Source organism: Streptomyces sp. LE64, from assembly GCF_052606915.1.
Window position 1 is genome coordinate 5,381,359 of the sequence record NZ_CP199708.1, and the last position, 22,076, is coordinate 5,403,434.

General features: G+C 74.8%; 21 protein-coding genes. 14 read left to right on the forward strand and 7 right to left on the reverse strand.

What is annotated here, in order from left to right; translation table 11 throughout:
• Window positions 1-30 precede the first annotated feature (30 nt).
• On the reverse strand, window positions 31-417 hold the full coding sequence (locus tag ACSMX9_RS24025) for a hypothetical protein (protein WP_445396851.1): 387 nt from the start codon (window positions 415-417) through the stop codon (window positions 31-33).
• Window positions 418-569: 152 nt separating this feature from the next.
• Window positions 570-3,362 (reverse strand): BTAD domain-containing putative transcriptional regulator, encoded by a 2,793-nt coding sequence (locus tag ACSMX9_RS24030; protein ID WP_445396853.1) that lies wholly within the window; start codon window positions 3,360-3,362, stop codon window positions 570-572.
• A 138-nt stretch (window positions 3,363-3,500) separates the two neighbouring features.
• Here ACSMX9_RS24030 and ACSMX9_RS24035 point away from each other — a divergent pair, with 138 nt between their 5' ends.
• The 5 genes from ACSMX9_RS24035 to ACSMX9_RS24055 all read left to right on the forward strand — a co-directional run bounded on the left by ACSMX9_RS24035 (window position 3,501) and on the right by ACSMX9_RS24055 (window position 8,234).
• Entirely contained in the window at window positions 3,501-3,806 is a 306-nt protein-coding gene (locus ACSMX9_RS24035; RefSeq protein WP_445396855.1) for a beta-Ig-H3/fasciclin, read from the forward strand.
• Between the two features lie 158 nt (window positions 3,807-3,964).
• The gene (locus ACSMX9_RS24040) at window positions 3,965-5,158 is read left to right on the forward strand and encodes an MFS transporter (RefSeq protein ID WP_445396856.1); all 1,194 of its coding nucleotides are present in this window, start codon (window positions 3,965-3,967) and stop codon (window positions 5,156-5,158) included.
• Window positions 5,155-6,222, forward strand: a complete 1,068-nt coding sequence (locus tag ACSMX9_RS24045) for a sugar ABC transporter permease (protein WP_445396858.1) — start codon at window positions 5,155-5,157, stop codon at window positions 6,220-6,222. Before ACSMX9_RS24040 ends, ACSMX9_RS24045 begins: the two co-directional genes overlap by 4 nt.
• A 69-nt stretch (window positions 6,223-6,291) precedes the next feature.
• A complete protein-coding gene (locus tag ACSMX9_RS24050; protein WP_445396860.1) occupies window positions 6,292-7,329 on the forward strand; it encodes an SPFH domain-containing protein in 1,038 nt (345 codons plus the stop codon).
• On the forward strand, window positions 7,326-8,234 hold the full coding sequence (locus ACSMX9_RS24055; RefSeq protein WP_445396862.1) for a hypothetical protein: 909 nt from the start codon (window positions 7,326-7,328) through the stop codon (window positions 8,232-8,234). Before ACSMX9_RS24050 ends, ACSMX9_RS24055 begins: the two co-directional genes overlap by 4 nt.
• Here ACSMX9_RS24055 and ACSMX9_RS24060 read toward each other — a convergent pair.
• Window positions 8,231-9,430: an acyl-CoA dehydrogenase family protein gene (locus ACSMX9_RS24060; protein ID WP_445396864.1), complete on the reverse strand. Its 1,200-nt coding sequence runs from the start codon at window positions 9,428-9,430 to the stop codon at window positions 8,231-8,233. The two genes, ACSMX9_RS24055 and ACSMX9_RS24060, sit on opposite strands and share 4 nt — an antisense overlap.
• Before the next feature lie 168 nt (window positions 9,431-9,598).
• Between ACSMX9_RS24060 and ACSMX9_RS24065 the strand changes: the two genes are divergently transcribed.
• Window positions 9,599-11,386, forward strand: coding sequence for a CoA transferase (locus ACSMX9_RS24065; RefSeq protein ID WP_445396866.1), 1,788 nt, complete (start codon window positions 9,599-9,601; stop codon window positions 11,384-11,386).
• Window positions 11,383-13,074, forward strand: a complete 1,692-nt coding sequence (locus ACSMX9_RS24070; protein ID WP_445396868.1) for a class I adenylate-forming enzyme family protein — start codon at window positions 11,383-11,385, stop codon at window positions 13,072-13,074. The genes ACSMX9_RS24065 and ACSMX9_RS24070 overlap by 4 nt, the downstream gene beginning before the upstream one ends.
• A 52-nt stretch (window positions 13,075-13,126) precedes the next feature.
• Here the strand turns inward: ACSMX9_RS24070 and ACSMX9_RS24075 are convergent, their stop codons facing one another.
• The 4 genes from ACSMX9_RS24075 to ACSMX9_RS24090 form a co-directional block, all read right to left on the reverse strand.
• A complete protein-coding gene (locus ACSMX9_RS24075) occupies window positions 13,127-13,963 on the reverse strand; it encodes a metal ABC transporter solute-binding protein, Zn/Mn family (protein WP_445396870.1) in 837 nt (278 codons plus the stop codon).
• Window positions 13,873-14,784: a metal ABC transporter permease gene (locus ACSMX9_RS24080; protein ID WP_445396872.1), complete on the reverse strand. Its 912-nt coding sequence runs from the start codon at window positions 14,782-14,784 to the stop codon at window positions 13,873-13,875. The genes ACSMX9_RS24075 and ACSMX9_RS24080 overlap by 91 nt, the downstream gene beginning before the upstream one ends.
• A complete protein-coding gene (locus ACSMX9_RS24085) occupies window positions 14,781-15,416 on the reverse strand; it encodes a metal ABC transporter ATP-binding protein (protein WP_445396874.1) in 636 nt (211 codons plus the stop codon). Before ACSMX9_RS24085 ends, ACSMX9_RS24080 begins: the two co-directional genes overlap by 4 nt.
• Window positions 15,417-15,564: 148 nt before the next feature.
• Window positions 15,565-15,804: a hypothetical protein gene (locus ACSMX9_RS24090; RefSeq protein WP_445396876.1), complete on the reverse strand. Its 240-nt coding sequence runs from the start codon at window positions 15,802-15,804 to the stop codon at window positions 15,565-15,567.
• A 1,001-nt stretch (window positions 15,805-16,805) separates the two neighbouring features.
• On the opposite strand from ACSMX9_RS24090, the gene ACSMX9_RS24095 reads away from it, so the two are divergent.
• The 7 genes from ACSMX9_RS24095 to ACSMX9_RS24125 all read left to right on the forward strand — a co-directional run bounded on the left by ACSMX9_RS24095 (window position 16,806) and on the right by ACSMX9_RS24125 (window position 21,949).
• On the forward strand, window positions 16,806-18,047 hold the full coding sequence (locus ACSMX9_RS24095; protein WP_351246159.1) for an ATP-binding protein: 1,242 nt from the start codon (window positions 16,806-16,808) through the stop codon (window positions 18,045-18,047).
• Complete coding sequence (locus ACSMX9_RS24100) at window positions 18,044-18,448, forward strand: roadblock/LC7 domain-containing protein (protein ID WP_351246160.1); 405 nt, start codon at window positions 18,044-18,046, stop codon at window positions 18,446-18,448. The genes ACSMX9_RS24095 and ACSMX9_RS24100 overlap by 4 nt, the downstream gene beginning before the upstream one ends.
• A complete protein-coding gene (locus tag ACSMX9_RS24105; protein ID WP_445396878.1) occupies window positions 18,445-18,819 on the forward strand; it encodes a DUF742 domain-containing protein in 375 nt (124 codons plus the stop codon). Before ACSMX9_RS24100 ends, ACSMX9_RS24105 begins: the two co-directional genes overlap by 4 nt.
• Entirely contained in the window at window positions 18,794-19,384 is a 591-nt protein-coding gene (locus ACSMX9_RS24110) for a GTP-binding protein (RefSeq protein WP_351246163.1), read from the forward strand. The genes ACSMX9_RS24105 and ACSMX9_RS24110 overlap by 26 nt, the downstream gene beginning before the upstream one ends.
• 67 nt (window positions 19,385-19,451) lie before the next feature.
• The gene (locus ACSMX9_RS24115; RefSeq protein ID WP_445396880.1) at window positions 19,452-20,825 is read left to right on the forward strand and encodes a cytochrome P450; all 1,374 of its coding nucleotides are present in this window, start codon (window positions 19,452-19,454) and stop codon (window positions 20,823-20,825) included.
• A 127-nt stretch (window positions 20,826-20,952) separates the two neighbouring features.
• Entirely contained in the window at window positions 20,953-21,435 is a 483-nt protein-coding gene (locus ACSMX9_RS24120) for a MazG nucleotide pyrophosphohydrolase domain-containing protein (RefSeq protein WP_445396882.1), read from the forward strand.
• Between the two features lie 130 nt (window positions 21,436-21,565).
• On the forward strand, window positions 21,566-21,949 hold the full coding sequence (locus ACSMX9_RS24125) for a cell division protein SepF (protein ID WP_351246169.1): 384 nt from the start codon (window positions 21,566-21,568) through the stop codon (window positions 21,947-21,949).
• Window positions 21,950-22,076 lie beyond the last annotated feature (127 nt).

Below are 22,076 nucleotides of genomic sequence, written 5' to 3' on the forward strand. Positions count from 1 at the left end.
CCGGGTCGGTCGCGGTGGTGGCGCCCGCCGTCACCGGGGCCGCCGTTCGGATCCGTCCGCCGTCCGCCCGGCGCCGTCACCGGCCGGGCCCCGGTCGAGCCGCCCCTCGCGCTCCAGTCGGGTGCGGGCCCGTTGGGCCAGGAGCTCCAGGTGCGGGGGAGCGGACACCGCGCGCACCGGATCGAAGCCGCTGGTGCGACCCCGTGCCACCAGGTCCCGCCGCAGGTCCTGTGCCAAGGCCCCCAGATCGGAGCGGGTCAACAACGACCTGACCTGCCGTACGGTCTCCTCGGCCCGTTCCAGTACCAGGTCCACCGCGCCGGCCACCAACAGGACCGCCTCGTCGGCCCGGCGCGCTCGCCGGTCGGCCGCGTCCGACCCGCCCGCACCCGTTGTGGCCCTGCCGTCCTGCGTCATCGCTCAACACCCTCGCGTCTACGGGTCCGCACGCCGTTGCCGCCCCGCCGTGCCCTCCGGTTCCGGGATGCCCACCGGTGGGACGGTCACGCCGGAAGTCCTCCGATCGCGTGACGGTGCGAGGGACGTCCGCTGGTGGAGCGCGTCCTCTGCTAAGGGGAGTCGCCCCCCTCGTCCCCGCGCAGGGCGGCCAGCCGCTCCCGCACCGCGTCGGCCTCCGGGTCCCACAGCTCCTCGAACATCGTGGCGGCCCGCTCCCAGACCTCCTCGGCCCTGGTGGAACGCCCGGTGACCACCAGGGTGTCGCCCAGCCTCACCAGGGTCTCGGCCTCGTGGTAGCGGTCGGCCGAGGACCGGAACAGGTCGACGGCCTCCTCGTAGCAGGCGACGGCCCGGTCGTAGCGGGCCAGGTGGTGGTGGGCGAATCCCAGACTGTCCAGGGTGGCGGCCTGACCGTTGCGGTCACCGGCCTGCCGCTGCCGGTCCAGCGCGCGGGTGCAGTGGTCGATCGCGGCCCGGTAGTCGCCCTGCGCCGCGTGCAGCCACCCCATCGCGTTGAGGGTGCGGGCCTCGCCGTCCCGGTTGCCGCTGAGCCCGTACAGGCGCAGTGCCTCGCGTCCGTGGGCCAGGGCCTCCGACAACCGGCCGCCCATGTAGCAGAGTTCGACGTAGTTGTGCAGCGTCTGGGCCCGCCCGGTGGTCTCGCCCAACCGCTCGTACAGTTCCAGGGCCCGCCGCAGCGACTGCTCGGCGGTGTCGAGGGAACCGAGCCGGGCGTCGGCCCGGGCGAGCAGCCGACGGGCCATGGCCTCGCCCACCCGGTCCTCGGACCGCTCGGCGGCGGCCAGCGCCGTCTGCTGGACCGTGCGCTGGTCCTGCCACAGCCCGAGCGGAGCCAGGTAGGCGGTGAGCGCCCAGGCGAGCTGCCAGCTGTACGTCTCGAAGCCGCACGCCGCGGCCTGCGTCACCGTCCGCAGCAGCACCCGGCGCTCGGCCGCGAACCACGCGAGGGCGGTGTCGGCGTCCCGGGCGCGGTCGCCGTCGTTCGACGGCAGCGCGGGAACGGGCACGACGGCCGGCCACTGCGGCTGCACCAGCACGGCCGCGGCGTGCGCACGGTGCAGACAGTGGTCGTAGAACCGTTCCCGGGCCCGGAGCACCTCGGGGGGTGGTTCCTCGGCCCGGACCAGGGCCGCCGCGTAGGTGCGCAGCAGGTCGTGGAAGAGGTAGCGGCCGGGGAGGTGCTCGGTGAGCAGGTGCAGCCGGGTCAGCTCCCGCAGGAGGGGTCTGACGGAGCGCGTCGGGGCGCCGGCCAGCGCGGCTGCCGCGGCCAGGGTCAGATCGGGTCCCGGGTGCAGCCCGAGCAGCCGGAACAGCCGGGCCGCCGCTTCGGAGAGTGCCAGATAGGACCAGGCCAGCACCCGCTGCGCGTCACTGTCCTCCAGCACGTCCAACAGGGCGTCGGTGGGGCGGAGTTCCGCGGCGAAGGCGTGCAGGGGGAACGAGGGGTGGTCGGCCACCCGGGCGGCCACGACGGCGAGCGCGAGGGGCAGCCGCCCGGTCAGGGCCACGATGTCCGCGGCGGCGTCCGGTTCGGCCGCCACCCGCGGGCCCAGCCGGCGGGCCAGCATGAGGGCCGACTCCTCGGTGCTCAGCACTTCGAGGGTCAGTGCGCGCGCCCCCTCGGAGGCCACCAGCCCCTGGAGCCGGTTGCGGCTGGTGACGACCACCACGCTCTCCCCGGCGCCGGGCAGCAGCGGCCGCACGTGGGCGGAGTCCCGGGCGTTGTCCAGCACCACCAGCATCCGGCGGGAGGCCAGGAGGCTGCGGTACAGGCCCGCCCTGGCCTGCGTTCCGGACGGCACCCGGGCCTGCGGCACGCCCAGGGCCTGGACGAAGCCCTGGAGGGCGTCGGCGGCGGACACCGCTCCGCTCTCGTCGAACCCCCGGAGGTCCACGTGGAGTTGCCCGTCCGGGAACCGGTCGGCGACCCGATGGGCCCAGTGCAGGGCGAGGGTCGTCTTGCCGACGCCGGCCATCCCCGAGACGGCGGTGATCACGACGCCCGGGGCCTGGCCGTCGACGCGGTCCAGTCCGGCGTCGAGTGCGGCCAGGGCGTCCTTGCGGCCGACGAAGTCGGCTGTGGAGAGCGGGAGTTGTCGGGGCCTGGGCGGCTGCGGCGGGGAGTCCCCGCCGGCCGTGGTCGCCCGCTGCCGCAGGACGTCCTCGTGGACCCGGGCGAGTTCGGGTCCGGGCTCCAGGCCGGTCTCCCGGACCAGTGCGTCGCGCACCGTGCGGTACGCCTCCAGTGCTCCCCGCACGTCGCCCACCCGGTGCAGGCCGAGCACCAGATGGGCCCAGGCCCGTTGCCGCAGCGGATGGAGCGCCACCAGCCTGCGCATCCGCAGCACCGCCTGGGAGGGGTCCCCCTCCGCGAGGAGCGCCTGGGCGTGCTCCTCCTCGGTGTGGCACCGGCTCTCCTCCAGGCCCCTGGCCCAGGCGGCCAGGACGTCCGGCAGCACGAGTCCTTCCAGGACCCGGCCGCGCCACATCGCGAGCGCCCGGGCCAACTCCTCGCGGGCCAGCGCGGAATCGCCGGCGGCCAGGGCGCGCCGGCCGCGGTGGGCGGCCTCGTCGAAGCGTTCCACGTCCGTGCCCCCCGGGGGGACCCGGAGCAGATAGCCGCCCCGGGTGGTCGGCATCCCCTCCCAGGGCCCGTCCCCGCCCAGGGCGCCGCGCAACCCCCCTGCGTAGGTGCGCAGGTTGGCGGCGGCGGACGCCGGCGGGTCCTCGCCCCACAGCGCGGTCACCAGGACGCCGGTCGGCACCGTCTCCGAGGGGCGGCTGAGCAGGGTGGCCAGCAGCAGGCGCTGTTTGATCGAGCCGAGGGCGAGGCGTCGTCCGTCGAGGGTGACCTCCAGGGGTCCGAGGAGAGCGAAGTGCACCGTCACCACCAAGTCGCGAGAGCGGGGCCACGACAGGGGCCGTACGACGCCGAGTTGTGCCCTTGTCGTGCGCGCATTGTGCGCAGGTCAGCCTAACCTTCCGGCTGTTGTGGACAACCTCTCGGCAAGGAGTATGTGATGCGCAAGTCCCGAATGGCCGTGCAGGCGGCGGTGACCGCGGTGGGCCTCGTCGGTTCGCTGGCGGTTTCGGCGTCGCCCGCGGCGGCGGCCACCACCGCCCCGTCCTGCATCAGTCGGATGGTCACCGCGACCACCGACGGCTTCGACGTCCTGCTCACCAACAGGTGCTCCGGCACCCGTTCGGTGAAGGTGGTGGTCTCCCTGGCCCCCGACAGCCCCTGTTACCGGCTGGCGCGCGGTGCGAACACGCTGTACGTCTACTCCGGGATCTTCGGGAACTACGAGCGCACGGTCAACTGCTGACGTCCGGCCGGCCCCTCGGTCGCCGGGGTGCCTGACGGCTCCGAGGGCTCGCTCCCGGGACGGACCGTGACGCGCGCCACGGTCCGCCCCGGGAACCGCGGGGCCCGTCCGCGCGACCGCTGTCAGCGGCACGGCGGGCGGGGAGAGGCGGTCGGGACGTGGGCGCAGGCGGTACGGGACGGACGGCGGACGGCGGCGGGCGGGCGGTGACGGCGCTGCTGACCGCGGCGATGGCGCTGTCCATGCTGCAACTGTTCCTGTTGGGCGCGCTGGGGCCCCGGCTGGTCGAGGAACTCGACCTGTCCGTGGCGGTGTTGGGGTTCACCACGACACTGGGCTTCGGGGTGGCCGCGCTGCTGTCGCCGACGAGCGGTCGGCTGGTGGACCGGATCGGGCCGCGCCGGGCGTTGGTGGCCTCCGCGCTGGTCACCGCCGTCGCCCTGGCGCTGATCGCGATGGCACCGGGGGCGGGGCTGCTGCTGGGTGCCGTGGCGCTCGGCGGGCTGCCGCAGGCCCTGGCCAACCCGGCCACCAACAAGGCCGTCCTCGCGCTCGTCGCTCCCGCCCGGCGGGCGGGCGTCACCGGGGTCAAGCAGTCGGGCGTTCAACTCGGCGCGTTCGCAGCCGGGTTGCCCTTGGCCGTGCTGGCCTCGTCGGTGGGGTGGCGGGGCGCGGTGTGGACGGCCGCGGCGGTGGCCGTCCTGGTGGCCGGCTGGGCCGCCCGGACCCTCCCGTCCGACCCTCCGCCGCCCGCTGCTGCCGGGGGTCCGGGGCGCCCGCGCGGACACGTGGCGCACCTCGCGGTCTTCTCCGTCTTCCTGGGGTGCGGGATCGCCTCGGTCAACACCTACGTGACGCTCTTCGGCGACCACCGCCTGCACCTGGGGCCGACGGCCGCCGCGACGCTGGTCGCCGTCCTCGGGGCGGCGGGGATCGCGGGGCGGGTGGGTTGGTCGAGGGCCGCGCGGCCCGGGCGGGCGCCCTGGCTGCCGGGGGGCCTGGCGGTGGGGGCGGTCGCCGCGGCCCTGTTGCTCGTGGCGTCGGTGCGGGTCGAGTGGCTGGTGTGGCCGGCCGTGGTCGCGGTGGGGGTGTTCGCCGTCTCCGGCAATGCGGTGTCCATGGTGCTGGTGGTGCAGCGGGCGGTGCCGGGGCGGGCCGGACAGGACTCGGCGTGGGTGGCCGCGGGGTTCTTCGCCGGCTTCGCGCTCGGCCCGCCGCTCGTGGGCGCGCTGGCCGAACGGGGCCGTTACGGGGCCGGTTGGGCGGTGGTGGCGGTCGAGTTCGCGGTGGCCGCCGCGGTGGCGTACGCCTGGGCGGTGCGCGACCGGCGCACCGCGCGGACGTCCGGGTGAGCGCCGCGGCGCGGGCCGACCGGGCCCTGACGGCGGTCCTGGAGCGGGTGGCCGGCACCCGGGCGGAGGTGGGCGAGCGGTTCCCGCTGTACGCCGACCCGGAGACCGGGCGGTGGACGACGACCCGCCGCGGCTCGTGGACCGGGGGCTTCTGGGCCGGGCTGCTGTGGCTGCGGGCCCGGTGGACGGGGGCTGCCGAGGACCGGGCGGCGGCCTCGGCCGCCGTGCACCGGCTCGCCCCCTGGGTGTCCGCCGACACGGCGACCCGTGGTCTCGTCCTCTGGTACGGCACCGCCCTCGCCGGGGCGGACCCGGGGGCGGCGGCGCTGCGCGAACGGGCGGCGCGGGCCTGCCTGGAGGCGTGGGACCCGGTGCTCGGGACCGTGCCCTGGGGCGCGGCCCTGGGCGGGGAGCGGGCACTGGCGAGGGTCGACGGGGTCCCCGGCACGGTGCCCCTGCTGGCTGCGGCGGGCCCGGCCGGCAGCCGGGCGGCGGGGGCGCATCTCCACCGTCACCTCGACCTCTGTCTCGGCGATGCGGGGGCACCCCTGGTGCCGGCCTGGCGGCACACCGCCGCCGGATGGCGCCCGGAGGGCGCACCGGCGCCGGGCTGGAGCCGGGGCCGGGCCTGGCTGTTGCTGGCGGTCGCCGATGCCCTCGCCCGTCCGGAGGTCGAGCGGTGGCGGCCCGAGGTGCTGGCCTCGGCGGCGGACCGGTTGACGGCCGGGCCCGGGCCGCTCGTGCCGCCGGCGGACGAGGGGCGGCCCGCGGGCCCGCTGGACACCTCCGCCGCGGCGATCACCGCGGTGGCGCTGCTCAAGCTCGCCCGGCGGCCGGGGCCCGGTGCGCGGCGGCACGAGCGGCGGGCCGGCGCCGTCCTGGACCGGTTGGTGTCCGCGCACCTGAGCGGGGCGGCCGACGGCCGGCCGGCCGGGATGCTGCTGGACGGCTGCTACGACCTGGAGCGAGGTACTGCGATGCGGCACGAACTGGTGTGGGGCGACTTCTTCCTGGCGCTCGGGTTGGCGGTCCGGGCGGGACTGGTCGACCCCGGGGAGGCGTAGCCCCTATTTCGTCACCTTGACGAGAATGATCGGAACCCTTTAGTGTCGAGGAGACGAAAAGGGGTCCCCATGGCCGACATCACCAGGCGCCTCGGCTGGCGCCACCTGCGCTCCGCTCCCACCACGCACATCCGTCACCACCGGAGCGGGCGCCTGGTCCACGACGGACCCGGACTCGGCTTCTGGTACCGGCCGCTCACCGCGGCGCTCTCCGAGATCCCCGTCGACGACCGGGAGGAGTCCATGGCCTTCCACGCCCGCACCGCCGACTTCCAGGACGTCACCGTGCAGGCGACCGTCACCTACCGGATCGGCGACCCCGCCCTCGCCGCCGAACGGCTCGACTTCTCCATCGACCCCGACACCGGCGTCTGGCGCGGCTCGCCCCTGGAACAACTCTCCACCCTGCTCTCCGAAACGGCCCAACAGCACGCGCTCGCCGTGCTGGCCCGCACCCCCCTCGCCGACGCCCTCACGGACGGTGTGGCCGCGGTGCGGGACCGGGTGACCGCCGGCCTGGGCGGCGAACCCCGGCTCGCCGCCACCGGACTGCACGTGGTCGGAGTGCGGGTGGTCGCCGTCCGCCCCGAACCCGAGGTCGAACGCGCCCTGCGCACCCCCACCCGTGAACGCGTCCAGCAGGAAGCCGACCGGGCCACCTACGAACGCCGCGCGGTCGCCGTCGAACGCGAACGCGCCATCGCCGAGAACGAGTTGGCCAGCAAGATCGAACTCGCCCGACAGGAGGAACGCCTGGTCGAACAGCGCGGCGCCAACGCCCGCCGGGAGGCCGAGGAACGGGCCGCCGCCGACGCGATCCGCGCCGAGGCCGAGGCCGCCCGCACCGTCCGACTGGCCAAGGCGCAGGCCGAGGCGGCCCGGGAGGCCGGCGAGGCCCGGGCCCGGGCGGAGGCCGCCTGGCTCAAGGTGCACGCCGAGACGGACCCCACGACCCTGCACGCCCTCACCGCGGCCCGACTCGCCGAGAACCTGCCGCGCATCGACCACCTGACCGTCTCCCCGGACGTGCTCACCGGCCTGCTGGAACGCCTGGGCCGCCCGCCCGCCGACCCGCGCCCCGCACCCGCCCCGGGCGGCGCGGAATGAGCCTGGCCCCACGGGCCGTCCTGGTCCACCGCACCACCGAGTACGAGGAACTGCTCGCCCGGCACGGCACCCCCGGACAGGCGGCCTTCTTCCTCACCTCGCGCGGCCGCGACCTCGAACCGGTCGCCGCCCGCCACGCCCGGGCCCGCCGCACCCTCGCCGCGGTCGAGGCGGCCGTCCCCCTCCACTGGCGCCGGGCCCGGGTCGAACGCGGCGACCTCGACCGGTTCCTCTTCGGCCCGGAGGACGTCGTGGTGGTGGTCGGCGCGGACGGACTCGTCGCCAACACCGCCAAGTACCTCGGCGGACAGCCCGTGGTGGGGGTGGACCCCGAACCGGGACGCGGACTCGGCGTCCTGGTGCGCCACCGCCCCGCCGACACGGCGAAGCTGCTCGCCGCGGCCGTCCGTCCCGGCGCCGCCTTCGACGAACTGACCATGGTGGAGGCGGTCGCCGACGACACCCAGCGCATCCGCGCCCTCAACGAGGTCTACCTGGGCGCCCCGGGCCACCAGACCGCCCGCTACCGACTGGCCACCGGCACCCGCCCCGAGCGCCCCGCGCACGAGGAGGCCCAGGCGTCCTCCGGGGTCCTCGTGGGCACCGGCACCGGAGCCACCGGCTGGCTGCGCTCCCTGTGGCGGGAACGCTCCGGCCCGCCCGCCCTGCCCGCCCCCGCCGACCCCCGACTCCTCTGGTTCGTCCGCGAGGCGTGGCCCTCGCCCACCACCGGCACCACCCTCGTCCAGGGCGCCCTCACCACCGGAGAACACCTGCACCTGATGGTCGAGTCGGACCGGCTCGTCGCCTTCGGCGACGGGGTCGAGAGCGACGCCCTCGAACTGACCTGGGGCCAGACGGTCCGGGTGGGCCTGGCGGACCTGCGGTTGCGGCTCCTCGTCTAACCCCGGCTGCCGGGGACCGCCGGCGCCCCCTCGTACCCGCGCAGCACCCGGCGCGCCACCGAGGTGACGTGCAGCTCGTCGGGGCCGTCGAGCACCCGGGCCGCCCGCCCGGTGCGCAGCAACGCGGGCAGGGCCGTGTCCGGCCCCAACCCGGCCGCTCCGTACACCTGCACCGCCGCATCGGCCACCCGGTGCAGGGTCCGCGCCGCCGCCACCTTCGCCAAGCCGACCTCGGTGCGCGCGTCCCGGCCCGCCTCGACCAGCGCCACCGCCTCGTACACCAACGGCCTGGTGGTCCGCAGCGCCAACAGCGACTCGAACACGTGCTGCTGGACGAGTTGGTGATCGGCCAGCCGGCCCCGGGAACCCGTGCGGGACACCGCCCGCCGGCACAACAGGTCGAAGGCGCGTCGGGCCTGCCCCAGCCAGCGCAGACAGCGCAGGGTCCGCCCGAGCTGGAGCCGCTCCCCGGCAACCTCCAGACCCCGCCCCGGCTCCCCGACCAGATGGTCGGCCGGCACCACGACCCCGTCCAGCGCGATCTCGCCCTGACCCGCGGCGCCCAGCACCCCCAGCTCCCGCACCACCCGGAAGCCGGGCGAGCCGGTGGGCACCAGCAGCAGCGACAGCCCGTCCCGGTCGCCGGGAGCCCCGTGGGTGCGGGCGAGCACCGTCACCAGGTCCGCGCCCACCACCCCGGACACGAACCACTTGCGCCCGCTCACCCGCCACCCCCCGTCCGCCTGCCGCACCGCACGGGTCGCGGTGCCGTACGGATCGGTGCCCGGCACGTCCGGCTCCGTCATCGCGTACGCGGCGTGCACCTCCCCGGCCACCAGAGGCCCCAGGTACCGTTCGCGGACCGCGCGCGGAGCGTGCCGGCCCAGCATCCGCACGTCCAGCAGGGTGGCGGAACCCAGGGCCGCCGGACCGTGGTCACTGGCGCCCTCCGCCTCCGCCAGCTCCGCGTACGCGCCGAACGACAGCCCGCCGCCCCCCAGTTCCGCCGGCAACGGCAAGGCCCACAGCCCCGCCTCCCGCGCCGCGCCGCGCAGCCGGGCCAACGCCTCGGCCGCGGCCGGACCGCCGGCGTCCAGCAGCGGCTCCTGCGGCACCACCCGCCCGCGCACGAAGCGCTCGACCTCCCCCCGCAACCGCTCCGCCCCCGACTCCTCCGGATCGCCCGTGCGTGTCATCTCTCTCCTCCGCCCCCGGGAACTCGGGGGAACACCCGTCCGACTGCCTCTCGGTGGAACGGGTCGGGCGCGAGCCCCTTCCGGTTCCCCGCGGGCGACGTTTCCCACGGCGTCCCCGCGCGACCGACCACGGTCCCGGCCCCGGCCGGGTCCGGAGAGGAGTTCCCGATGACGCCACGCGTCGCCACCCCGGCGACCCGCCCCCTGGACGCGCTCCGCTTCACGACCGGTGGGCCCCCGCAGCTCACCGCCCTCGTCACCGACCACCTGCGCCTGCTCGGCGCCCGCCCCGAGCCCGTCCCCGCGCCCCCCGGGGCCGAGGGCCGCGTGCACCTCTCGGGCGACGGAGTAACGCCCGTGGACGCCCGCATCCGGTGGGCGCCGCCGGGCGGCGAACTCGTCGACGAGGCCACCGTGCAGGCCGCCACCGGAGTGATGGCCGTGCACGGCCGTCGCCACGGCACCCCGCGCGGCCTCGCCGTCGACTGGGTGTCCACCACCACCGGCGTCCTCACCGTGCAGGGGCTGCTGGCGGCGCTCCTCGCCCGGGCCCGGGGCGGCACCGTCGAACGGGTCACCACCCGCGCCGACCACGCCGCACTGCTCACCGTCTCCCAGTACCTCGCCGCCGCCGGCGCCACCGAGGCGGAAGCCGTCGAACCGGCGCCCGGCGGCCCCCCGTTCACCTCCGCGGACGGCGTCCTCTTCGAACTGGAGACCCTCGACCCCGGCGACTGGGCCGCGTTCTGGCGGGCCCTGGACGCCCCCGCCGACGCGATCCGCACCGGCTGGCTCCCCTTCCAGTTCCGCTACGCCACCGGCTGCGCCCCCTTCCCGCCCGCCCTCCACCGCACGACCCGGGCCCACGGCTTCGCCGCCGTCCGGCGGGCCGCCGCCACCACCGGCGTCGACGTGTGCCGGCTGCACACCCTCGCCGAACGCGCCGCGGAGCACGACGGCGCCGCCCCCTGGGCCCTCACCCCGCTGGACGCCGGACGGCCGCACCCCCTCGCCCGGCCCGCCCCCGCCGCGGCACCGGAGCGGCCACTGGCCGGGCTGACCGTGCTGGAGGCCGGCCGCCGCATCCAGGCCCCGCTGGCCGCACACCTGTTGGGCCTGCTGGGCGCGGACGTCGTCCGCATCGAGCCACCGGGCGGCGACCCGCTGCGCGGCATGCCCCCCACCTGCGCGGGCACCTCGGCCCGCTGGCTCGCCCTCAACCGCGGCAAGCGGGCCGTCCGGATCGACATCAAGGACCCCGCCGACCGGGCGCGGCTGTGCGAACTGGCCGCCGGGGCCGATGTGTTCCTCCACAACTGGGCCCCAGGCAAGGCCGCCCAGCTGGGCCTGGACGCGCCCGACCTCGCCCGGGTCAACCCGGCCCTGGTGTACGCCTACACCGGCGGCTGGGCGGACCGCCTCGCCGACGCCCCGATGGGCACCGACTTCATGGTCCAGGCCCGCACCGGGGTCGGCGAGGCGGCCCGCCCCGCGGACGAACCCCCGGCGCCCAGCCTGCTGACCCTGCTGGACGTCCTCGGGGGACTCCTCGGCGCCGAAGCCGTCCTCGCCGGCCTCCTGCTGCGGGAACGCTCCGGGCACGGGGTGCGCGTGGACTCCTCCCTCCTCGGCGCCGCCGACACCCTGACCGCCCCCGCCCTGCGCCGGGTCGCCGCCGGCGAGGCCCCCCGGAGCCCCGCGGGCTTCCGCCGTCCCCTGCGCACCGCGGACGGCTGGGTGGCCCCCGCCGACGCGGGCGCCGCCGCCGCGGCCCGCCACGACCTGGGCCGGCTCACCACCGAGGCGGCCCTGGCCCGCCTGCACGCCCACGGCCTGGGCGCGACCCGGGTCACCACCGACCTCACCGACCCGGCCCACGACCCCCGCCTGCCCGGCGCGATCAGCCGGGACGCCCACGGCGCCCCCACCGTCGTCGCACCCTGGAGCTTCGCATGAGCCTCGACCTGACCGACCTGCTGCCCGCCGCCCTCCGCCGCTCCTGGGCAGCCGACGGCTCCACCCCCGACCTCGACCTGTACGGCCTCTACCGGGCCCGGACGATCGCCGACCCCCACCGCACGGCCGTCATCGACGCCAAGGGGCCGCTCTGCTACACCGCACTGGACCGCAGGGCCCGCGCGCTGGCCGCCGGACTCAGACACCTCGGCATCGCACCGGGCGAGGTGGTCGGCGTCCAACTCCCCGCCCGGCGCAGCGCGGTCGTCGTCGACCTGGCGCTGGCCGCGCTCGGCGCGGTGGCCCTGCCCTTCCCGGTGGGCCGGGGCGGCCGTGAGGCCGAGTCCCTGTTGCGGCGCTCCCGCGCCGTCGCCGTCATCGCGACGACCCAGCACCGGGGCGCCCGGCACGCCGAGGAACTGCGGGACCTCGCGCCCCGGCTGCCGGAGTTGCGCCAGGTCATCGCCGAGGGCGTGCGGACGCCACCCGAGGGCACGCTGGCGCTGTCGCAGCTGATGCGCACCGACGCCACCGACTTCGTCCCCCACCGCTCCGACCCGGACGCCGCGGCCCGCATCCTGGTCTCCTCCGGGTCCGAGGCCGAACCCAAGATGGTCGCCTACTCCGCCAACGCCCTCGCCGGCGGGCGCGGCAACTTCCTCGCCTCCCTCATCCCGGACGGCACCCCGCCGCGCTGCCTCTTCCTGGTCCCGCTGGCCTCCGCCTTCGGCTCCAACGCCACCGCCGTCACCCTGGCCCGGCACGGCGGCACCCTGGTCCTGCTGGACCACTTCACCCCCGCCGCGGCCCTCGCGGCGATCCGGGACCACCGGCCGACCCACGTGTTCGGCGTGCCCACCGCGGTACGGATGATGCTCGACCACCTCGCCGGCGAACTGGCCGGGACGGGCGGGGACGGGCACCGGCTGCCGCCGCCCACGGCGCTGGTCCTCGGCGGCGCCCCCCTGGACGGGGCCACCGCCACCGCCGCGGCCGAGGCGTTCGGCTGTCCGGTCGTCAACCTGTACGGTTCCGCGGACGGCGTCAACTGCCACACCGGTCTGGAGCACCGCACCCCGCCCACCGCCGCCACCGGGGTGGTCGCGGGCCGTCCCGACCCGCGGGTGGCCGACATCCGGATCGTCGACCCGCAGACCCACGAGCCGCTGCCCGCTGGCCGGACCGGGGAGATCGTGGCCCGCGGACCGATGACCCCGCTCCGCTACGTCGGAGCGCCCGAACTCGACGCCCGCTACCGCACCGCCGAGGGCTGGGTGCGCACCGGTGACCTCGGCTTCCTGGACGAGGAGGGCCTGCTGCACCTCGTCGGGCGGCTCAAGGACGTCGTCATCCGAGGTGGCGCCAACATCAGCCCCGCCGAGGTGGAACGCGAGCTGCGCGGCCACCCGCAGGTGCGCGACCTGGTGTGCGTGGGCGTCCCCGACCCCCTGATGGGGGAGCGGCTCGCGGTGTGCGTGGTCCCCGCGCCCGGCCCGGCGCCCACCCTCGACTCGCTCGGCCGGCACCTCGCCGGGCGGGGCGTCGACCGGCCCAAGCACCCCGAGCGGCTGCTGCTGGTCGACGAACTGCCCCTGACCCCGGCCGGGAAGGTCGACCGCGCGGCCCTGCGCGCCCTCCTGGCGTCCGGCACGTCGGCGGAGGAGCAGCCGGACCCGGTGTCCGCCTGACGGCACCGCCCCCGGTCGCGGAGGGTGCGGCCGGGGGCGGGACGGGGCGGGGTCAGGAGGCGGTCATGGCCTTGCTCAGGGCGGTCGCGGCGTCCTCGTACACCGCCAGCAGGTCGAGGTCCCGGTCGGGGTAGTTGACGACGTCCACCTGCCGGGCGTCCGTGCCGGGCAGCACCTCGCCGGTGGTCATGTGCGCGTTGTCGAGGACGAGGGCCGGCTCGTGGGCCGACAGTCGGGAGAGCTGCTCGGGCGTCACCGCCTCGGGCCCGAAGGCGCCGACGGTACGGGCTCCCGCGAGCTTCGCCGCCCAGGTGGTGAACACCTGGCTGACCACCTCCGGCCGCTTCCCGTCCGGCCAGTCGGCCTTGAGCTCCTTCTCCAGCCGCGCGTAGTGGGCGTCGAACCGCTTCCGCCAGTCGGCGGCGGCGTCCTCGGTGCCGAAGAGCGCGGCCAGCCGCTTCACCTCGGCCCGCACCTTCGCGGCGTCGTTGTCCAGGCCGACCTCGACCAGCTCGGCCTGCGACCCGGCCGCGTCCTTGATCTGCTCCGCGTACGGCTCGAAGGGCGCGTACAGCACGAAGTCCGCCGCCGCCACGGTCGTCAGGTCGGAGGGCTTGGGCTCGTAGTCGGGTGCGTGCCCCGTCGACGGGGGGACGAGCACCTTGACGTCCTTGGCCCCCGCAGCCCGGGCGAAGGCGCCCTCCCAGGTGGTGGTGGCCACCACCGTCACCGTTCCCGGATCGCCCTCGCCCGCGGTCTCCTCCCGGCCGCATCCGCCGAGCGCGAGGGCGGCCGTGCTCAGTGCGAGGAGTGCGGTGAGCGCGCGACGGGCCCGCCGGGGGCGGGGGACTGCGGGGACTGCGGGGGGACGGACGCCGATGCGCGCCATGAGCGGGTGCTCCGTTCGGGGAGGAGGTGGACGGCGAGGACGACGGCCCCCGCGGTCAGGACGAGGACCGGGCCGGGCGGCCAGTCCAGCCGGAGGGCCACGAGGAACCCCGTGGCGTTGACGGCGACGCCGATGCCCACCGCCCAGCACACGATGGAGCGCAGCGAGGTGCCCAGCCGACGGGCGGCCAGCGCGGGCAGCAGGGTCAGCGCGTCGACCAGCAGGGCGCCGGTGAGCGTGATCGCCCCGGCGACGGACACCGCTACCAGCATCAGCAGCGCCAGGGTCAGCGCCCCCACGGGGACGCCGGAGCACTGCGCCAGCTCGCGGTCGTGCAGCAGCAGCGCCAGGTCGCGCCGGCGCCACCAGAACAGGGCGGGCACCACCACCGCGAGCGCCCCCAGCACGACCAGGTCGACCGTGCCCACCGAGAGGATCGAACCCCACAACAGGGCGAAGGCGCCCGAGGCGTTGACCCCGGAGACTGCGAGCAGCAGCAGGGCCGCCGCGATCGCCAGGCTCATCAGCAGCCCCATCGCACCGGACAGCCCGCTCGGGGTGCGGGCGAGCGGTGCGACCCCGGCCCCGGACAGGGCGCAGGCGACCAGGGCGCAGCCCATCGGGTCCAGTCCGGTGGCGAGGCCCACGGCGATGCCCAGCAGGGCGACGTGCATCATCGCGAACCGCACCGGCATGATGTCGAGCCCGACGATGACCACGCCGATCACCGGCAGGCCCACCGCGGCCAACAGCAGGGCGAATCCGGCCCGTTGCACGGGAACGAGTTGGAGCAGGGCGCCCACGTCGGCCGCGAGGTTCACCGCACCTCCCGCAGCTGTCCGGCCGCCATCTCCAGCACCCGGTCGCAGCGGGCCGCGAGGGAGCGGTCGTGGGTGACCACGACCAGGGTCACCGGCAGGGTGGTGAGCACCTCGGCGGCGTCCTCCTGACCGGCGAAGTCGAGGGCGGCGGTGGGCTCGTCGGCGAGCAGCACCCGGGCGCCCGCCGCGACGCATCCGATGGCGCGGGCCAGGTACATCCGCTGCAACTGGCCGCCGGACAGGGTGTGCAGGGGCCGTCCGGTCAGCGATCCGACCCCGAGCCGGCGGGCGCCCTCCGCGGCCTCGGAGGGCGCCTCGCTGCTCGCGAGGAGTTCCTCGCCGAGCAGGGGGAAGCGGCCGGCGGCGGGCTTCTGCGGGATCCAGGCACAACTGCGGCGTCGCCAGGCCCAGTCGGAGGCGGTCCGCGCGTCCCGGCCGCCCACGGTGACGCTGCCGGTCATCTGACGGTGCAGTCCGAGCACGGCCCGCAGCAGGGTCGTCTTGCCCGATCCGTTGGTTCCGGTCAGGGCGACCCGTTCGCCCGCCCCGATCTCCAGATCGACGTCCGTCACCACGGCCACGCGCCCGTGGCGGCACGTCACCTTCCGCATCCGCAGTTCGAGTCCCCGCACCGACCGTCCTTCCGCTCGCCCCCGGTCCGGGCGGCCGGGGCGCAGACCGCATCTCCAGGGGAAGTGGTCGGGCGGCGGGCCGGGTTGGTTCCCGGGTCCTTCGCGGCGGCTCCGGTGCGTTCCCGGGAGGGGCCGGCCGACGGCGTGCTCAGTGGCCGGTGTGCGGGGCGGGGTGTCCGGGCGGGTGCTCCGCTCCGGGGTCGGTGCCCTCGACGGGGGAGGGGCCGTCGGTGCCGGTGCGGGCGGGGTGGACCGAGGGGCCCACCGGGTCCACGGCGGAGCCGATCGCCCGGCCGGCGGAGAACACCGCACCGAGCAGCAGCAGGAAGGCCAGGACCGTGCGGTACGGGGCCCGGCGCGGGGCGTCCGAGGGACGGGGCTCTGGCATCGCCGCTCCTGGAGGGGGAAGAGGGGAAGGGAAAGAAGTGCAGCCGCGTCGAGCGGAAGGCGGTGGCGCGGGGCGGCCCGTCCATGGTGGCACCGCCGCGGTGGTGGTGAGGGGGGCCGTCCGTCCCCCGTCGATGTGAGGAATGTCGCCCACCGGGCAGGGGAACCCACCGGAGCCGTCCCGCGACCTGATGGTGGGAGCCGTTGCGGTCGAACCGTCCGCCCCGCTCGGTACCGGCCCCCCCCGGGCGGTGGTGACGCGGCGTGCACCCGTCGGTGGACCGCCCCGTGAAGTTCCCTCATGGGGCACACTCTTCCGGCCGACTTGTCCAAACGTTTTCGGCCATCAGTGGTCTGTACCCCTGACGTCGCCGGAGCGTTCGGATGTCGGACGACTTCCCATGAGGGGAATGTGTCCCTCCGGTTCTTTCCGGGCGAACTGGCCGAATGGTGTCGCTCTCCGCCGCGGGCGCCCCGAATCCTTCGCGGATTCTTCACCACGGCGATCATCCCGATGGCGGTCCCGGGTGCCGGCGAGGTGTGCCGGAAGGTGGCCGGACATGGCAGCCCGTCCGCATATGACGCTCTGTCATGTTGCGTCGAACGCTTCGGATATGGAGAAATGGAGCGGCTCTCTTGCTTGGCGGAAAGGGGTGTTGGAGGCACGTGTGAGTCGACGCCTGTGCGCGTTGCTGACGCCCCGTCATATCCCTTTAGGGAGGGGCGAATCACCCGGTGCGACAGTGACCGGTCCGGCACGGAAAGTGGTGTGCAGGACGTGCTGGCACTTGCGTACGGGATGTGCCTCGCTGATACAGTGTGTGATCTTCACAGTGGGCTGACGGTGCATCAGAAGCACCAAGGGGGAGTCAGCCGAACGGGCCCCGTCCCGGAGAAACGTTCTCCGGCCCGGACGGCGCACCCCGTGACCTCGGGTCACGGCTGCGCCCCGGCTGGAGGAAAGCGACCGTTTCCACCGGAATGCCACTCGAAGAGAGTCTCATGACGTCATTTGTGCAGGACCCTTTCTTCTGGGTCCTGATCGCCGTGGTAGTGGCCGCCTCGGGCGGAGTGCTGCGCGCACGGCAAACCAACATCGGTCTGCGCAGACGCAACGCGAACCTCGCCGCGGAGAACGAGGCGCTGCTCCACCAGCGCAACGAACTCGGCGCGGCGCACAGCGGCCTGCGCAACCAACACATCAACGAACTCGCGGAGGTCCGCAAGGACGCGGAGGAGGAGACCAAAGCGGTGCTGAAGGCGGCGATGCGCACCCTTCAGAGCCTCGCCGACGAGCAGCAGATCGTCATCGACAAGGTCCAGAAGAAGTACGGCGACGACGGGTCGATGCTCGCCGACCTCATGGCCATCGACCACACCAACAACCAGTTCGGCCGCCGGGCCCAGGGCATCGCCGTCCTGTGCGGCGGTTGGCTAGGACGGCGCGAGACGGTCGCCTCCGTCTACGACGTCGCCCGCAGCGCCCAGGGCCGCATCCGCCAGTTCGACCGCGTCCAGATCCACGCCCAGGCCAACTTCTCCGTGGTCAGCAAGGTGGTCGAACCAGTGGCGGTGGTCCTCGCCGAACTGCTCGCCAACGCCACCAACTACTCCGCCCCCGGCACCCCCGTCGAGATCAACATCCAGGCCGTGCCCAAGGGCGTGTGCCTCATCGTCGACGACGCCGGCCTCGGCATGGGGCAGGAGGAGAAGGACCGGGCGTCCGCCCTGCTCTCCCCGCGGGAACCCATCCACATCTCCGGCCTCGGCAACCCGCCCCAGTTCGGCTTCGCGGTCTCCGGCATGCTGGCCGCCCGCTACGGGTTCAAGGTCTCCGTCGACTCCGTCTCCCCCTACGGGGGCGTCCGGGCCGTGATCCTGCTCCCGGACGAACTCCTCACCAGCGACGTGCCGGCCACCGTCACGGACGCCGACCTCACCGGCCAGAGCAGCGTTCCCGTCATCCGCCAACACCGGTCGACGGGTGAGGGCAGGGCCGCACAGCCCACCCCGCTCTTCGCCGCCGTTCCCAGCGCCGAACCCGGTTCCACCGTCCGCGGCACCACCGCGGGCGGCCTGCCCAAGCGCCGCCGCCAACGCCCCGTCGCCGTGGTGCCGGAACCGGTCGAAGCCCCCGAACCGCCGCGGAGCCAGGAAGAGACGGCCTCCCTGCTGGGCGCGTTCCAGCGCGGCACCCGATCCGGACGCGACATGACGACCACGGAAGGACCCGACCACCAGTGAACCCCGATCTGTCGTGGGTGCTCAACGACGTGCTCCAGGTGCGCGGGGCACGGCACGCGATCCTCGTCTCGGCCGACGGCCTCCTGCTGGAGCACTCCAGCGCCATCGGACGCGACGACGCCGAGACCGTCGCCGCCGCCATGAGTTCGATGCAATCGCTGAGCCGGGCCGTCGCGCCGTTCATCGGCAGCCGCACCACCGGCCGCTGGCGTCAGACGCTGCTGGAGTACGAGGACGGCTGGATCTTCCTCATCGCCGCCGGCAGCGGTGCCTACCTCGCCGCCGCGACCTCCTCCGACGTGGACATGGAGGCCATGTCCTTCCGGATGCAGCAGCAGGTCGGCGCCCTCGGCAAGGCCATGACCTCGCCGCCGCGCCAGAACGCCGGCAGCGACATATGACCGCGCCCGGCGAAGAACAGTCGGTCACCAGCGGGTTCGTCCGCTCCTACGTGATCACCGGCGGGCGCAACCTGCCCGCCGCGGACCACCTGTCCCTGGTGACCCTCGTGACGATCGCCCCCGACCGCATGCCCCCCGCCCGCCCAAGCCCCGAGGTCAGCGCCATCTGGGGCCTGTGCGCGGGCGGTTACCTCTCGGTGGCCGAGGTCGCCGGACGACTCGCCCTCCCCGTCGGCGTGGTCAGGCTACTGCTGACCGACCTGTCGGAGCAGGGACACTTAATCTGCCGCGCGGCACCCCCCGCCGCCAAGCTCGTCGACCGGAAGATCCTCGAAGAGGTGCTGCATGGGCTCCAACGCCGGTTCGGCTGACACCGTCTACCTACCGGAAGCGGTCCTCACGACCGCGAAGATCCTCGTCGTCGGCCACTTCGCCGTGGGCAAGACGACCTTCATCGGCACCCTGTCGGAGATCACTCCGCTGCGGACCGAGGAGAAGATGACACAGGCGTCGACGCACGTCGACGACCTGCGCGGGGTCACGGGCAAGGAGACCACCACCGTCGCCCTGGACTTCGGGCGACTCACCCTGAGCGACGAACTCGTGCTGTACCTCTTCGGCACGCCCGGCCAACAGCGGTTCATGCAGCTGTGGGAGGACATGGCCAGGGGCGCGCTCGGAGCACTGCTCCTGGTCGACCCCCAACGGCTCAACGAGTCGTTCCCCGTCATCGACCTGATCGAGAAGTACGGCCTCGAGTACGCCATCGCGGTCAACAGCTTCGAACAGGCAGACCAGCACGCCGAGGAGGAACTGCGCGAAGCGCTGGACCTCCTGCCGCACACCCCGGTCGTGTTCTGTGACGCACGCGACCAGACGTCGTCGGCCCAGGCGCTGATCACGCTCGTCAAGCACCTGCTCGCGCGCGTGAACTGACCCACCCCCTCAGTCACCCACCTCCCGGGGCCCCACCGGGCCCCGGGATCATCCCGAGGACTTACGCATGGACGCACAGACCGGGTCCGCCCCGCTCCCTCCCCCCGGGTGCCCGATGCACCAGCAGTCGCCGACCCAGCTGTACGGCCCCGACTTCGCCGCCGACCCCTACGCGACCTACGACCGACTCCGCGCCCACGGTCCCACGGCCCCCGTCGAACTGGCCCCCGGCGTCGAGGCCACCCTGGTCACCCAGCACGAAGCGGCCCTGCGCGTGCTCCAGAACCCGGCGCTCTTCGTCCGCGACTCCCGACGGTGGAAGGCCCTCAACGAGGGACGCGTGTCCTTCGACAGCCCCGTGCTGCCGATGATGTACTACCGCCCCAACTGCCTCTTCTCCGACGGCGCCGAACACCTGCGCTTCCGCAAGGCCGTCACCGACAGCCTCGGCAAGGTCAACACCAGCCGGCTCGCCCGGGACGCCGAACAGATCGCCGACTACCTCATCGACCAGTTCGGCGAACGCGGCAGCGCCGACCTGCTCAAGGACTACGCCAAGCTGCTGCCGATGCTGCTGTTCAACCAGATGTTCGGCTGCCCCGCCGACATCGGCGACCGCGTCACCCGCGGCGTCGCCGGCATCTTCGACGGCCACGGCGACGCCGCGCGGGCCAACGAGGAACTCACCACCGCCCTCCTGGAACTGGTCGCCCACAAGCGCCGCCACCCCGGCGAGGACGTCACCACCTGGCTCGTCCAACACTCCGCCGGGCTCAGCGACGAGGAACTCAAGGACCAACTCGTCGTCATCATGTCCGCCGGCATCGAACCCCAGAGCAGCCTCGTCTGCAGCGCGCTCCTGCTCCTCCTCGACGGCCGGACCCACGGCCGCGGCGCGGGCATGCTCGTCGAGGACGCCCTGGACAACGTCCTGTGGAACAGTCCGCCCGTCGCCAACTTCGCCATCCACTACCCGGTGCAGGACATCCGCCTCGACGACGTGACCCTGCCCGCCAACAGCCCCGTCGCCATCAGCTTCGCCGCCGCCAACACCGACCCCCAGCTCACCGACGCGCGGCTCACCCTCAGCAAGGGCGCCCACCTCGCCTACGGCGCCGGCCCCCACAGCTGCCCGGCCAAGTCCATGTCCCGGGTGATCGCCCTCACCGCCATCGAGCGCCTCCTCAACGCCCTGCCCGACCTGACCCTCGCCCTGCCGGAGGAGAAGCTGGAGTGGCGCCCCGGCCCCTTCCACCGGTCGGTCACCTCGCTGCCCGTGCACTTCAGCCCGGTGGCCCCCCGCCGGCTCCCGCCCCGCCCCCCGACCGCCCCGCAGGCCCGCTCCGCCGACCCCGTCCCGTCCACCCCGTCGACGCGCACGGATGCCCACCGCAAGCAGAAGGGCTGGTGGAGCTCCTTCCTGGACGTCTTCCGGGTGTAGGCACCGGCCCGGGCAGGACCCGACACCGCCCCGCCCGGCACACCGGTACCCCCACCCCGGCCGGGGCCTCCCCGAGACCCCGGCCGCACGGAACGCGGTGTCAGCGGCGACCGGTAGATTCCTCACCGTGCCCACTCCACCCGCCGCCGGACCGGCCGGCTCCCGCGAGACCCCCGTCGAGGAGGTCCCGCCCGCGAACCGGCCGTCGCCCGCCCACCTCGTCCGCGCGTTCCACGAGGCGTGCGGGCTCGACGCCCGCGACACCCCCCACGAGGTCCCGCCCGCACTCGCCGCCCACCGCCAGGACCTCCTGGCGGAAGAGGTCGACGAAGTCGCGGAAGTCGCCGTCTCGGGCCCCCTCGACCGGTTCGCCCACGAACTCGCCGACGTGGTCTACGTCGCCTACGGGACGGCCCTCGTCCACGGCATCGACCTGGACCGGGTGATCGCCGAGATCCACCGGGCCAACATGAGCAAGATCGGACCCGATGGAGTCCCCCGGGTCCGCGCGGACGGCAAGGTGCTCAAGGGCGACCACTACCGGGCGCCCGACGTGGCGGCCGTCCTCCGCTCCCAGGGCTGGCGCGGCCAGTCCCCGACCCCCGACTGACCGACCGTCCGACATCGGGTTTCCGCCGTTCCCGCCCGGACCGCCCGTGTCGGTGTTGGGCCGATCGGGTGACTTGGCGTAAGAATGGTCCGGTGGGGAAGAACAGTACGAACCAGGACGGGGTGGGCCGTTGAACAGCCACGACGTCACCGACGAACAGTGGGCGGGACTGGCCCAGGTGGTCCCGCTGCGGGGCCGCGACGAATGGCCCTCGTGGACCGGCCACCCGGCCGAACCACTACCCGACGACGAACCCCGGCGCCGCTTCGTGGTGTTGCGCGTCAACGTGTTCTCCGACGCCCGCGACGTCGCCGAGACCCTCATGTCCGGCATCCCCGTCCTCCTGGACCTCACCGGCGCCGAGTCCGACACCGCCAAACGCGTGCTGGACTTCAGCAGCGGAGTCGTCTTCGGCCTGGGCAGCGGCATGCACCGCGTCGACCGGAACGTCTTCCTGCTCGCCCCGGCCGGCACGGAGATCCAAGGACTCGTCGCCGGCGCCACTTTTCCCTAGGCCCCTTCTTCCGGGTCCGGCCGGCCCGGGGAGCGGGAACCGGTGCCGCGGATCGCAAGGCGGCGGAGGAAACCCACGCGGTGCAGCACCTCCCCGCGGAGCGCGGGGAGACACCCGAGCCCGGCGG